The organism is Bacillus sp. FSL K6-0073, assembly GCF_038006085.1.
Taxonomy (GTDB): Bacteria; Bacillota; Bacilli; order Bacillales; family Bacillaceae_G; genus Bacillus_A; species Bacillus_A cereus.
In genome coordinates, this window is sequence record NZ_JBBOUN010000001.1 from 3,859,021 (window position 1) to 3,872,812 (window position 13,792).

A 13,792-nucleotide genomic window follows, 5' to 3' on the forward strand; every position below is an offset into this window, starting at 1 on the left:
ACCTTTTTCTGTAATAATCCTTCCAATAATTCATTATAGCTTTAGTTCTTGATTATTCACAAGTACTTTCATCGGCTTTAACATACCAGGATGTTTCGGATGATGTTCATAAATTGCTAAGCAACGATCATTTTTATCAAACACTGTAATAAATGGTGCTGTTATTTCTAATTCATTTTTTAAGAACATACCATTCTTTATTTTCTCTGCTTGCTTTTCATCTACAACCATTTTTGGAAACTTACTTAATGCTTCATCAATTGAAATGAAGATAGACTCTACTGTTCCATTTTGCACGTTTTCTTCAATTTCTTCAAATGATATGCAATCTTCTAATAAAAATTCACCAGATGCCGTTCTTATAAGGTGCGACATATGTGATGGGAAACCAAGTTTTTCCCCGATCATTACAGCTAACGTTCTTACATATGTTCCTTTACTACACGTTACACGGAAACGGAATGAAATATTTTCTCCTTCAAAAACTTCACGATCATCAAGTAATATGAATTCATGAATTGTAATTGTACGAACTGGACGTTCCACCTCTTGCCCTGCTCTTGCATATTCGTATAATTTTTTCCCGTTTACTTTTACAGCCGAGAACATTGGTGGCATTTGTTCAATCGTGCCTGTTAATTCCGCAAGGACTTTCTCTACTTCCTTACGAGTAATAGTACGATCTACATTTTTCGTTTCAACAACCTCACCAGAAGCATCTTCAGTTGTCGTTGAAAACCCTAATGTTACTTCACCTTCATATGTTTTCGTTTCACTTGTTAAAAATTGTGCAATTTTCGTTGCTCTTCCAACGCAAATTGGTAATACTCCTGTTACATCAGGGTCTAATGTTCCCGTATGACCAATTCTCTTTTCTCGCAATATCTTTCTTAATTTAAATACACAATCATGTGATGTCATGCCTTTTGGCTTATGTAATAATACTACACCTTCCATATATGTTCACCTCATCATAATTCTCTCGTAGTAAATATCCAAAACTTATTTTGCATTGAAAAAATGGATAGACAAATGTCTATCCATTATTCTTCACGTTTACCGTCTTTATTAATTTCATGTAAAAGTGTATCAATTCGATGACCATATCCGATAGACTCATCAAACTCAAAGGTAATTTCTGGTGTTTTACGAAGACGAATACGTTGGCCAATTTCTGAACGAATAAAGCCTTTTGCCTTCGCTAAACCTTTTAAAGTATTTTCTTTCTGTTCTTCATCACCTAAAACAGAAATATATACTTTAGCAATTTGTAAATCACCACTCACTTGTACATCAGTTACTGTAACAAATCCAATACGTGGGTCTTTAATTTTACGACTGATAATGTCGCCTAATTCTTTTTTCATTTGCTCGCCCACACGGTTCGCACGTAATTTCATAACTCTTCACCTCATTCAATACCATTCCAAATGTGTTATTGTACGTTCAATTTCAGGAAATGAATCGATGTACTCAAGTACACGATTCATTTCTTTCTCACAGATAACACGATTTGAGGATACGGAAACAATTGCAATTTCTGTACGTTGCCATACATCTTGGTGCCCAACTTCAGAAACAGCTACATTATAGCGCTGTTTTACACGAGTTAACACACGTTGTAAAATTGCACGTTTCTCTTTTAAAGAATGCACATCGTAAATCATACACTCGAATGAGAGTGAAGCGATAATCATCGCTTCACTTCTTCCATAATGTACGCTTCAATGATGTCCCCTTCTTTAAGATCATTATATCTCTCAATTGTAATACCACACTCATAGTTTTGTGCAACTTCTTTTACGTCGTCTTTGAAACGTTTTAACGTATCAAGTTGTCCTTCGAAAATTACTACGCCGTCACGGATAATACGTACGCCACTATCACGCGTAATTTTACCGTCTGTTACGTAACAACCTGCGATTGTTCCAACTTTTGTTACTTTAAACGTTTGACGAACTTCTGCTTGACCGATTACTTTTTCTTCGAATTCTGGATCAAGCATACCTTGCATAGCTGCTTCAATCTCTTCGATTACTTTATAAATAATACGGTGTAAACGAATATCAACGTTCTCTAATTCAGCTGTACGCTTCGCGTTCACATCTGGACGTACGTTAAATCCAATTACAATTGCATTAGATGCAGAAGCTAAAATGATATCAGATTCTGTAATCGCACCTACACCAGTGTGAATGATTTTAACTTTTACGCCTTCAACATCAATTTTACGAAGTGATGCTGCCATCGCTTCAACAGAACCTTGTACGTCTGCTTTTACGATTAAGTTAATTTCTTTTACATCGCCCTCTTGGATTTGTTGGAATAAATCTTCAAGGCTTAATTTAGATTTCTCACCACGTTGTGCAACTAACGCTTCTTGTGCACGTGATTCACCAATTTGACGAGCTTTCTTCTCATCAGCAAATGCCATGAAACGATCTCCAGCCTGTGGTACTTCGTTTAAACCAGTAATTTCAACAGGAGTTGATGGACCAGCAACTTTTACACGACGACCAATATCACTTACCATTGCACGAACACGTCCGAATGAAGTTCCAACAACGATTGGATCTCCAACTCGAAGCGTACCATTTTGAACAAGTAATGTCGCGATAGTTCCTTTACCTTTATCAAGCTGTGCTTCGATTACTGTACCAGTTGCATAGCGGTTTGGATTTGCTTTATATTCTTCTACTTCACTTACAAGAAGGATCATTTCTAGTAAGTTGTCAATGCCTTCGCCTTGAATTGCAGAAATTGGTACGAAAATAGTATCTCCGCCCCAAGCTTCTGGAACTAATTCATATTCAGTTAGTTCTTGCATTACGCGATCAGGGTTTGCAGCTGGTTTATCCATTTTATTCACAGCAACAATAATTGGTACTCCTGCTGCCTTCGCATGGTTAATTGCTTCAACCGTTTGTGGCATAACACCGTCATCCGCTGCAACAACAAGGATTGTAATATCCGTTACTTGTGCCCCACGAGCACGCATCGTTGTAAATGCTGCGTGACCAGGTGTATCTAAGAATGTAATCTTCTTATCGTTTACTTCAACTTGATATGCACCGATATGCTGAGTAATTCCACCCGCTTCGCCTGCAGTTACTTTTGAGTTACGAATAGAATCCAGTAATGTTGTTTTACCATGGTCAACGTGTCCCATGATTGTAACTACAGCTGGACGTTCTTTTAAGTTCTCTTCATCATCTTGCTCATCAATGAATGTTTCAAACTCAGTCTCGCTTACAATTACTTCTTCTTCTACTTCAATACCGTAGTCGTTAGCAATTAACTCAATTGTATCTTTATCCAAGTCTTGGTTAATTGTTGCCATAATTCCAAGCATGAAGAGCTTCTTAATAATTTCAGATGGCTCTTTGCTTAATTTTTTAGCAAGATCTCCTACTGTAAGGCTTCCAGAGAAAGTAATTTTATCTGGTGTTTCTACAATTTGAGTTTGTTGTCTACCAGCAAAGTTCTCTTGACGTTTGTCTTCGTTTCCTTTGCCTTTTTTCTTTTTCTTATTGCTGTTCTTTTTACTGCGAACAACTTTTTCTTCTACTTCAAACTCATCTGCAACAGAAGGTTTTTCAGTTTGATATTCATTATCTAATTTATTTACTACTTCATCGTCTAACATTGTCATATGATTCGAAACCTCGATATTCATTTCTTTTAGTTTTGTCATAAGATCTTTACTTGAGATATTATGTTTTTTTGCATATTCATGCACTCGAATTTTACTCATACCTTCACCCCCGGTAATTTGTATCGAGCATGCTACGCAGCTTTTTCGCAAAGCCTACATCTAACACAGCTACAACGACTCGCTCATCTCTCCCAATCGCATGCCCTAATTGTTGTCGATTTTCGACCTTTCTCATTGGTACGTTGTAGTACGTAGTTTTATCTGTGATGCGTTTTGTAGTATTTACTGACGCATCTTCAGATAGCAATACAAGTTTTGCTTTGCCACTTCGTACTTCTTTTAAAACGAGTTCTTCACCCGAAATAATTTTCCGAGCCCGGTTTGCTAGTCCTAAAAACGATTTCCAATCGGACACTTATTTCGACTCCTTCTCAACAAGCTCAAGAAGCTCTTCATATAAAGAACCGTCGATTTTCGCTTTTAGATGATGTTCCAAAACATTTTTCTTTTGAGCTTGAAGAATGCTCTCCTTGTCCTTCGACAAGTAAGCACCTCGTCCTGATTTTTTCCCAGTTAAATCAATGGACACTTCTCCCTCTTTGGAACGAACAATGCGAACGAGCTCTCGTTTTGATTTCATTTCTTGCGTTGCAACACATTTTCGTAACGGAACTTTTCGATTGCTCATACTCATCACCTCTATTCGATTTCGTCTTCCACTGAATCGAATCCAAATGCGATTACCCTATCTTCTTCTGTTACAATACCAAGTTGTTTCGCATCAGACTCACTCTTAATATCAATTTTCCAGCCTGTTAATTTAGCTGCAAGACGTGCATTTTGTCCACGCTTACCGATAGCTAATGATAACTGGTGGTCTGGAACAACTACTGTTGTCGCTTTTTCTTCTTCATCTACAAGTACTTTAACAACTTGTGATGGGCTTAATGCATTTGCAACATATTCAACTGGATCATTTGACCAGCGGACGATGTCAATTTTTTCACCTTTTAATTCGTCTACAATGCGTTGTACACGTTGCCCTTTTGGTCCTACACAAGAACCAACTGGATCAACATCAGTGTTCTCTGCATATACAGAGATCTTAGAGCGATCGCCAGCTTCACGTGCTACAGAACGAATTTCTACAGTTCCATCATAGATTTCAGGAACTTCCATTTCGAATAAACGTTTTAAAAGACCAGGATGTGTACGTGATACGTAAATTTGTGGTCCTTTTGTCGTTTTTTCTACTTTCGTAATGAATACGCGAATACGATCATGTGGTTTGTATTGCTCATTAGGCATTTGCTCACTTACAGGTAATAAAGCTTCTACTTTTCCTAAGCTTACATAGATGAAACGAGCATCTTGACGTTGTACAATACCTACCATAATATCTTCTTCACGGTCACTAAACTCAGAGTAAATAACACCGCGCTCTGCTTCACGCACTCGTTGTGTGACAACTTGTTTTGCAGTTTGTGCTGCAATACGACCAAAGTCTTTTGGTGTTACTTCAATTTCTAGTACGTCACCATCTTGGTAGTTTGGATTAATTTGTCTTGCTTCCTCTACAGAAATTTCAAGACGTGGATCAAACACATTGTCTACTACGTCTTTACGTGCTAAAACTTGAATTGTTCCCACTTCTGGGTTAAAGCTCACACGAACGTTTTGTGCTTGATTAAAATTGCGCTTATAAGCAGAGATTAAAGCTGCTTCAATCGCATCAATAATAATGTCTTTGCTAATGCCTTTTTCAGATTCTAATACGAGCAAAGCATCTAATAACTCAGTGCTCATGAAGATCCCCCTTCTAACTAAAACGTAACAGCAAGTCGCGCATTTGCGACTTTATCCATCGAAATTTGGATTTCTTTTTTACGTGTTTTAATTGTTAATAATAATGTTATTGTTGTACCATCGTAAGAAAGCAGTTTTCCTTCAAACATCTTTTCACCATCAATCGGCTCATATGTTTTAATTGCCACTTGTTTTCCTACCGCTTGCTGGAAGTCTTTTTCTTTCTTTAATGGGCGTTCCGCTCCAGGAGATGATACATCCAAAAAGTAAAGATGAGGAATTGGATCCTCTTTATCTAAAGCTTCGCTTAAACGTTCACTTACCGCACCGCATTCTTCAATGTCGACTCCCTTTTCAGAATCGATGAATACGCGTAAGAACCAGTCTTGTCCTTCTTTCACATACTCTACATCTACAAGTTCAAGATTTAACTCTTCAACGATCGGCTGCGCAAATGCTTCTACAACTTCTGTGACTTTCTTATCCATAAACAGCCTCCTTCCTGCCGTCATGTACCATTTAAAAGAAGAAGACCCCGCCACTTTAAAAACGGTCTATCTTATTCTTTCTCGTTAGCTAACAAAAGCCCCTGCTGTTCAGCAGGGATTATCTGTCTTAGTATTACCAAATTTAAGAAGTAAAACTTGTAACAAAATATGTATATACGACAGAAATCTTTTACCTATCTACGTAGAGAAAACATAGATAGTAACACGAAAGAGTGGGTTTCCCCACTCTTTTCTTTACACAATATACATGACATGGTTATCTCGGTTAATAGTATATCATAGGAAATGTTGATTTGCAAAGACTTTTCCTACCTACTAGAACAGTGATAACTGGTTTTGATCCGGTAAATCTCCTAAACAACCTTGACTATCTAAATACTCAATAATTGTTTTCGAGACCTTACTACGCTGCTGCAAGTCCTCTTTTGATAAGAAGTCTCCATTTTTACGTGCTTCCACAATACTTAAAGCTGCGTTTGTACCAAGACCAGGTACCGCATTAAATGGAGGAATTAATGTGTCTCCATCAATAATAAATTCTGTTGCATGTGAGCGGTATAAATCCACCTTTTGGAATGAGTATCCTCGCTCACACATTTCAAGTGTCATTTCTAGTACTGTTAATAAACTTTTCTCTTTCGGCGCTGCATCCAATCCTTTTTGAGCAATTTCATCAATTCTTGCACGTATAGATGCTGAACCTTTCGCCATTGCCTCTACATCAAAATCATCTGCACGAACTGTAAAATATGCGGCATAGAATAACAGTGCAAAATGTACTTTAAAATATGCGATACGTACAGCCATAAGTACGTAAGCAGCCGCATGGGCTTTAGGGAACATGTATTTAATCTTCTTACATGAATCAATATACCAACCTGGTACATTATTATTTTTCATGTCTTCTTCCCATTCTTCCGGTACACCTTTACCTTTACGAACCGACTCCATGATTTTGAAGGCTAATGATGGATCTAGACCTTGATAGATTAAATATACCATGATGTCATCACGACAACCGATAACTTCGCTCAGCGTACATGTACCGTTATAAATTAACTCGTTTGCATTACCAAGCCATACGTCAGTACCATGTGATAGTCCAGAAATTTGGACTAACTCTGAGAATGTCGTCGGTTTTGTCTCTTCTAACATCTGTCTTACGAATTTTGTACCAAACTCTGGTATACCAAGTGTACCTGTTTTACAGTTAATTTGCTCTTCTGTTACCCCTAACGATTCTGGACCAGAGAAAATTTTCATTACTTCTGGATCATCCGTTGGGATTGTTTTCGGATCAATACCACTTAAATCTTGTAACATACGAATAACGGTCGGATCATCGTGTCCTAGTATATCAAGTTTTAATAAATTATCATGAATCGAGTGGAAATCAAAATGCGTTGTTCTCCATTCAGCACCAATTGAATCAGCTGGGTACTGTATTGGTGAGAAATCAAAGATATCCATGTAATCTGGCACAACGATAATACCGCCTGGATGCTGTCCTGTTGTACGTTTTACACCGGTACACCCTGCTACTAAGCGATCAATCTCTGCATTTCGAATCGTTAAGTTATGATCATTTGCATAACCTTTTACATATCCGTAAGCAGTTTTTTCCGCAACTGTACCAATCGTTCCTGCACGATATACATAGTCTTCACCGAACAGTACTTTCGTATAGTTATGGGCACGTGGTTGGTATTCCCCGGAGAAGTTCAAATCGATATCGGGCACCTTATCTCCTTTAAATCCAAGGAACGTTTCGAAAGGAATGTCATGTCCATCTTTTACATATGGAATATTACAAGCAGGACATTCTTTATCTGGTAAGTCAAAACCAGAACCTACAGAACCATCATTAAAGAATTCTGATTGCTTACACTTCGGACATACATAGTGTGGTGGTAATGGGTTTACTTCTGTAATTTCCATCATCGTTGCAACAAATGATGACCCTACCGATCCACGCGAACCTACTAGATATCCGTCTACTAACGATTTTTTCACAAGCTTATGTGAAATTAAATAAATTACGGCGAATCCATGCCCAATAATACTTTTTAATTCTTTTTCTAAACGTGCTTCTACAATTTCCGGTAGCTCTTCACCATAAATGCTACGCGCCATTTTATAACTCATATCACGCGTTTCATCATCAGCACCTTCAATTTTCGGTGTGTATAGATCGTCTTTTACTGGATGCACATCACCAATTAATGACGCAATCTTTTGTGTATTTGTTACAACAACTTCTTTCGCTTTGTCTTCACCTAAGAATGAAAAACATTCTAACATTTCATCAGTTGTACGGAAATGTACTGGCGGTAATGAATGTCGATTTAACGGATTGGCTCCGCCCTGCGAACTGACTAAAATTTTACGATACATCGCATCCTCAGGGTCTAAATAATGCACGTTTCCTGTAGCAACAACTGGTTTATCTAACGTCTCACCTAGTTTTACTAAGTTAGAAATAATTGTTTTTAATTGACCTTCGTCTCGAACAAGCTCACGTTCTACTAAATGACGCAACACCTCTGGAGGCATTACTTCAATGTAATCATAGAACTGGGCAATTTCTTCTACCTCTTCAGGTGCCTTTTGCATCATTGCCTCGAACACTTCACCTTTATCACAAGCCGTTCCTACTAAAATCCCTTCACGATATTTTTTTAATAGTGATCTCGGCACACGTGGTACACGGTAAAAGTAATTAAGGTGAGAATATGAAACAAGTTTATATAAATTTTTCAATCCAACATCTGATGTGGCAAGTAACGTCATATGACTTGGACGGCCACGCTTATACGCATCCCCTTGTCCCATGCTATCATTTAATTGATCGTGATATTCAAATCCCTTTTCAATTACGTCTTTCAACATTTTCACAAGTAAATATCCCGTCGCTTCTGTATCATAAATCGCACGGTGATGTTGTGTTAATTCAATATCAAGTTTTTTACACATCGTATTTAATCGATGATTTTTCATTTCTGGGAATAAAAATCGTGCAAGTTCTAACGTGTCAATAACTGGATTATTCGTTTTTTCTAGTCCAGCCTTTTTAAAACCTACGTTAATAAAGCCCATATCAAAGCTCGCGTTATGGGCAACAAGTGTATGGTCGCCCATCCATTCCTCAAACTTTTTAAACACTTCGTCCACTTCAGGTGCATCAGTTAACATATCATCCGTAATACCTGTCAATTCAATAATCGTCGCTGATAATGGTTGATGTGGATTTGCGAAAGATTCAAAGCGATCAATAATTTCGCCACCCTTTACTTTTACGGCAGCCAACTCAATGACTGTATCGTATACAGCTGATAAACCTGTCGTCTCAACGTCGAAAACAACATACGTTTCCTCTGCAAGTAAACGATGCGCTTCGTTATACGCTATCGGTACACCATCATTAACTAGATTTGCTTCTACACCATATATAACTTTAACACCAGCCTTCTTCCCTGCAGAATACGCCTCTGGGAAGGACTGAGCCACGGCATGATCTGTAACCGCAATAGCCTCATGTCCCCATTTACCAGCTTGAGCAACAAGCTTAGAAACTGGAGTGACAGCGTCCATTTGACTCATCGGAGTATGGAGATGCAGCTCTACTCGTTTTTCGCCTTCTGGTGCTTTATCTTTACGAGACGGTCCTGTTATTTCATTAATATCATTTGCAATCATTACTAAATCTCGAACGAATGTATCATTTTGAACAGAACCACGCGCTTTCACCCACATTCCTTTTTTCAAGGATTGCAGCATTGGAATATCTTCTTTGTCACGTGAGAACATTTTGATCATAATAGAATCCGTATAATCCGTTATTTTTAAAGTTAATAACGTACGCCCACTACGAAGCTCTTTTGTTTCTACATGGAAGACATATCCTTGAACCGTTTTTCTTCTTTCTTCATCTTGAATTTCTCGCATCGGTGTAATCTCTTCATCTGGCTTAATAAGATACCCGAGTGTAATCGGTCCTTCATACACAACGCTGCTTTCTTCAGCTTGCTTCTTCGCCATTTCTTCCATAGCTTGTATAACACGCTCACGGTCTTCTTGCTGCGTTTGTTCACGAAACTTTTGCATTTCTTCTGTATTTTGCTGTATATGTGTGTCTAACTGAAAACGCGGGAATCCAAAAACTTCGTATTGATCCCCTACTGGTTTCGCAACGTTTTTCTTTAAAGCCGTAGACTCCAGCTCGTTATTTACATTTATTAGCAACTTCACTCCATTCACCTGTGGAAGCTGCTTCTTTAAGTATGCGAACATAGGTGAAAATGTAATTCGTTCCGTACAAAGCGGCCAATACGCCCTCACTTCTTCTTCTGTAAATTGTTTATTCTCTGTTTCTAATGCAAATGTTGTTCTTGCAATATGAGAAAATGATTGCTTAAGCTTTGTTTCTAGCAATTCATATAATTCTGTAGGCAAAATACGTGGCACTTGTAAATCAAAATGCCAACTTTTATTCGCTTTATCAATAACGAGCCTTTCAATACCACCGCCTTGTAAATATTGATTTATAAGGTCGTCTGGTATTTGCAACTGCTGGAGCAAAATTTGAAATCGCTCTTGTTGTTCATTTGTTAAAGACATAAGCACTCTCCTTCCATTTGCTATTATAAATTGAAACGTACCACAAAGAAAGATTTCTCACCTCTTCTTTTACAAAATACGTTTACAAAGAAAGAGAAGGTACCCCATTACGAGGTACCTCTTCTTATTTTAAAATATTTGCAATATATGTTTGAAGTTCTTCTACTTTTACTTCTTCAGACTCACCTGTAGCACGTACTTTCACTTCTACAATACCTTCGTCTGCTTTTTTACCAACTGTAACACGAACTGGAAGACCGAATAAATCTGCATCTGCAAATTTAACACCTGCACGTTCTGCACGATCGTCTAATAACACTTCATAGCCTTGTTCTTGTAATGAGTTGTAGATATTTTCACCCATTTCACGTTGTGCATCAGATTTCATATTTACTGGAATTACATGCACATGGAACGGTGCTACCGCTTTTGGCCAAACTAAGCCGTTCTCATCGTTAAATTGCTCTGCAATTGCTGCTACTGTACGAGATACACCGATACCGTAACAACCCATAATAAGTGGTTGTGTTTTTCCATTTTCATCTAGGAATGTTGCGTTCATTGCTTCACTATAACGAGTTCCTAATTTGAATACATGACCAACTTCAATTCCGCGTGCGAAAAGAATTGTTCCGTTTCCATCTGGAGATTGGTCTCCTTCTTGAATAAAGCGTAAATCTGTATATTGACTTACTTTAAAGTCACGTTCTGGATTTACATTTACATAATGGAACCCTTCTTCATTCGCTCCTGAACATCCGTTAACAATTGATGCTACAGCGTGATCAGCAATAATTTCGATATCACCTGTTACATTAATCGGTCCTAATGAACCAACTTCACAATTTAATAATGCTTTTACTTCTTCATGAGAAGCAAGCTCAACAACTGAAGCGCCGTATACATTTTTCACTTTCACATCGTTTACTTCGTGATCACCACGAACAAGTACAACTACTAATTTCTCATCTACTTTAAACACCATAGACTTAATGCACTTGTCAGCTGCAATGTTTAAGAATGCAGATACTTCTTCAATTGCTTTTTGGTCTGGTGTTGCTACTTTTTCAAGTGCTTTTTCTGCTTCGTCACTCTTCGTATACGCAGCTACAACAGGAGCCATTTCGATGTTTGCTGCATAATCAGATGTGTCAGAGTATGCAATTGTATCTTCACCAACATCAGATAATACCATAAATTCATGTGTATCTTTTCCGCCCATTGCTCCAGAATCAGCAATAACTGCACGGAAATTCAAGCCACAGCGAGCAAAAATGTTAGAGTATGCTTTATATAAGCGATCGTATACTTCATCTAAGCTCTCTTGTGTAGCATGGAAAGAGTATGCATCTTTCATTAGAAACTCTCTTCCACGTAATAAGCCGAAACGAGGTCTTTGCTCATCACGGAATTTTGTTTGAATTTGGTATAATGTTAACGGTAATTTTTTATATGATTTCACTTCATCACGCACAAGATCCGTAATTACTTCCTCATGTGTCGCTCCTAATGCGAATTCACGAGCGTTACGATCTTTCATACGCATTAATTCAGATCCGTAAGAATACCAACGACCTGATTCTTGCCATAATTCTGCAGCTTGCATAGCTGGCATTAATAATTCTACAGCTCCTGCGCGCTCCATTTCTTCTCGAACGATACGTTCTACTTTGTGTAATACTTTTAATCCAAATGGTAGAAAGCTATAAATACCAGAAGCATTTTGACGCATAAAACCTGCACGAAGTAATAGCTGATGACTCTTAATTTCAGCATCAGCTGGAACTTCACGTAATGTAGGACTGAATACCATACTTTGTTTCATTTATTTGCACCTCTTCATTTTACTCTTACACGCAGTAAAACCCCTCACCTCGAGTTAGGTGAGGGATTTTATTCTACGAGCTCTATTTCATTATAAGTTTCACTTTATTTTACAAGAAAAACTTACGAATGTCATTCCAAGTTACAACTAACATAAGTAACATTAATAATGCAAAACCAATAAAGTGAACCATTCCTTCTTTTTGGCGATCAATTGGTTTCCCTCGTAACGCTTCAATTAAGAAGAAGAATAAACGGCCACCATCTAAAGCAGGAACTGGTAATAAATTAAATAAACCAAGATTAATGCTTAGAACTGCAGCTAAACTTAGTACACGCGTAAACCCATAATCTACAACTTGATCTGTTAGATTATAAATTCCTACTGGACCTGACAACTCATTAATAGAAAATTGACCAGTTACTAATTTCACAAGAGACTCAAAAATTAGTTTCGTCCATTGGTACGTTTGTTCAAAACCTGATTTAATAGAACCCATCACTGTTTTCTCTACAGGAGAATAAACACCGATCCTACCAACTTCGTCTTTTCCTTCTTTATCGAGTGTTGGCGTTACTTTCACATTAAACTGTTCATTATCACGCTTTACTTGTAACGTAATTTCTTTATTTGGGTTTTCACGTACAATAGTAACAACATCTTTCCATGTACTTGTGTTTTTCCCATCAATAGCTTGAATTGTATCATTCTCTTTCAATCCAGCTTGCTGTGCTGCACTGTTATCCATCACTTTTCCGACCATTGGTTTGTCAATAGGGACCCCTTGTACAAATCCAAGAATCACAAAAATAACAAATGCTAAAATGAAGTTCATTGCAGGACCCGCAAAGATTGTTAAAGCGCGTTGCCCTAGTTTTTTCGAGCCAAATTGTCTATTATACGGGGCAATTTGAATTTCTTCCCCCGCAGTAATAATACGAGCCTTTTCATTCACTCGGAATGTTTGAAGCTCTTCCTCGTACTCTTCATAGCCCGAAATTGTTAAATTATGCTCCAAATCAGCTTGTTCGACTTCAATAACACGAACATTTGGATACTTTTCATATCCATCAAAAACTAATTTCACAACTTCGTCTTTTTCATTTAATACAAGGCCAACCTTTTTCCCAGGCTTTAACTCAACTGTGTCCGCATCCTCGCCAGCCATTCTTACATAGCCACCAAGGGGCAGTAATCGAATCGTATACACCGTTTCATTCTTTTCAAATGAGAATATTTTCGGACCAAAACCAATCGCAAACTCGCGGCATAAAATACCTGCTCTTTTTGCGAAATATAGATGCCCTAGCTCATGGAAAAATACGAGTGCACCGAAAATTAATATAAAGGCAATCGCTGTATTCAATTCCATAACCACCT

At 37.8% G+C, this 13,792-nt stretch carries 11 protein-coding genes; all 11 read right to left on the reverse strand.

Translation table 11 applies throughout. From position 1 onward, the window contains the following. Positions 1–33: 33 nt before the first annotated feature. On the reverse strand, positions 34–957 hold the full coding sequence (truB, locus tag MHB52_RS19825; protein WP_000399348.1) for a tRNA pseudouridine(55) synthase TruB: 924 nt from the start codon (positions 955–957) through the stop codon (positions 34–36). 86 nt (positions 958–1,043) lie between these two features. Then, entirely contained in the window at positions 1,044–1,400 is a 357-nt protein-coding gene (rbfA, locus tag MHB52_RS19830; RefSeq protein ID WP_000776437.1) for a 30S ribosome-binding factor RbfA, read from the reverse strand. Between the two features lie 15 nt (positions 1,401–1,415). Beyond that, positions 1,416–1,697: a DUF503 domain-containing protein gene (locus tag MHB52_RS19835; protein WP_000582363.1), complete on the reverse strand. Its 282-nt coding sequence runs from the start codon at positions 1,695–1,697 to the stop codon at positions 1,416–1,418. Beyond that, positions 1,694–3,754 carry a translation initiation factor IF-2 gene (gene infB / locus MHB52_RS19840; protein WP_000036343.1) on the reverse strand — a complete coding sequence of 687 codons (2,061 nt, stop codon included), beginning with the start codon at positions 3,752–3,754 and terminating at the stop codon, positions 1,694–1,696. Before infB ends, MHB52_RS19835 begins: the two co-directional genes overlap by 4 nt. 4 nt (positions 3,755–3,758) lie before the next feature. Then, positions 3,759–4,070, reverse strand: a complete 312-nt coding sequence (locus MHB52_RS19845; protein ID WP_001286524.1) for a YlxQ family RNA-binding protein — start codon at positions 4,068–4,070, stop codon at positions 3,759–3,761. After that, positions 4,071–4,343: an RNase P modulator RnpM gene (rnpM, locus tag MHB52_RS19850; RefSeq protein ID WP_000071127.1), complete on the reverse strand. Its 273-nt coding sequence runs from the start codon at positions 4,341–4,343 to the stop codon at positions 4,071–4,073. An 11-nt stretch (positions 4,344–4,354) separates the two neighbouring features. Next, positions 4,355–5,461 (reverse strand): transcription termination factor NusA, encoded by a 1,107-nt coding sequence (gene nusA, locus MHB52_RS19855; RefSeq protein ID WP_000102603.1) that lies wholly within the window; start codon positions 5,459–5,461, stop codon positions 4,355–4,357. Between the two features lie 17 nt (positions 5,462–5,478). After that, a complete protein-coding gene (gene rimP / locus MHB52_RS19860; protein WP_000359096.1) occupies positions 5,479–5,949 on the reverse strand; it encodes a ribosome maturation factor RimP in 471 nt (156 codons plus the stop codon). Between the two features lie 336 nt (positions 5,950–6,285). Then, on the reverse strand, positions 6,286–10,587 hold the full coding sequence (locus tag MHB52_RS19865) for a PolC-type DNA polymerase III (RefSeq protein ID WP_000060005.1): 4,302 nt from the start codon (positions 10,585–10,587) through the stop codon (positions 6,286–6,288). A 124-nt stretch (positions 10,588–10,711) separates the two neighbouring features. Then, the gene (locus MHB52_RS19870; RefSeq protein WP_044795353.1) at positions 10,712–12,412 is read right to left on the reverse strand and encodes a proline--tRNA ligase; all 1,701 of its coding nucleotides are present in this window, start codon (positions 12,410–12,412) and stop codon (positions 10,712–10,714) included. A gap of 109 nt (positions 12,413–12,521) precedes the next feature. Then, positions 12,522–13,778 (reverse strand): RIP metalloprotease RseP, encoded by a 1,257-nt coding sequence (gene rseP, locus MHB52_RS19875; RefSeq protein WP_001090243.1) that lies wholly within the window; start codon positions 13,776–13,778, stop codon positions 12,522–12,524. Between the last annotated feature and the right edge of the window lie 14 nt (positions 13,779–13,792).

Excerpts from the sequence above, each read along its gene's own strand:
- truB (WP_000399348.1), bottom strand. The coding sequence starts at position 957 with ATGGAAGGTGTAGTATTATTACATAAGCCAAAAGGCATGACATCACAT.
- rbfA (WP_000776437.1), bottom strand. The coding sequence starts at position 1,400 with ATGAAATTACGTGCGAACCGTGTGGGCGAGCAAATGAAAAAAGAATTA.
- MHB52_RS19835 (WP_000582363.1), bottom strand. The coding sequence starts at position 1,697 with ATGATTATCGCTTCACTCTCATTCGAGTGTATGATTTACGATGTGCAT.
- infB (WP_000036343.1), bottom strand. The coding sequence starts at position 3,754 with ATGAGTAAAATTCGAGTGCATGAATATGCAAAAAAACATAATATCTCA.
- rnpM (WP_000071127.1), bottom strand. The coding sequence starts at position 4,343 with ATGAGCAATCGAAAAGTTCCGTTACGAAAATGTGTTGCAACGCAAGAA.
- nusA (WP_000102603.1), bottom strand. The coding sequence starts at position 5,461 with ATGAGCACTGAGTTATTAGATGCTTTGCTCGTATTAGAATCTGAAAAA.
- rimP (WP_000359096.1), bottom strand. The coding sequence starts at position 5,949 with ATGGATAAGAAAGTCACAGAAGTTGTAGAAGCATTTGCGCAGCCGATC.
- MHB52_RS19865 (WP_000060005.1), bottom strand. The coding sequence starts at position 10,587 with ATGTCTTTAACAAATGAACAACAAGAGCGATTTCAAATTTTGCTCCAG.
- MHB52_RS19870 (WP_044795353.1), bottom strand. The coding sequence starts at position 12,412 with ATGAAACAAAGTATGGTATTCAGTCCTACATTACGTGAAGTTCCAGCT.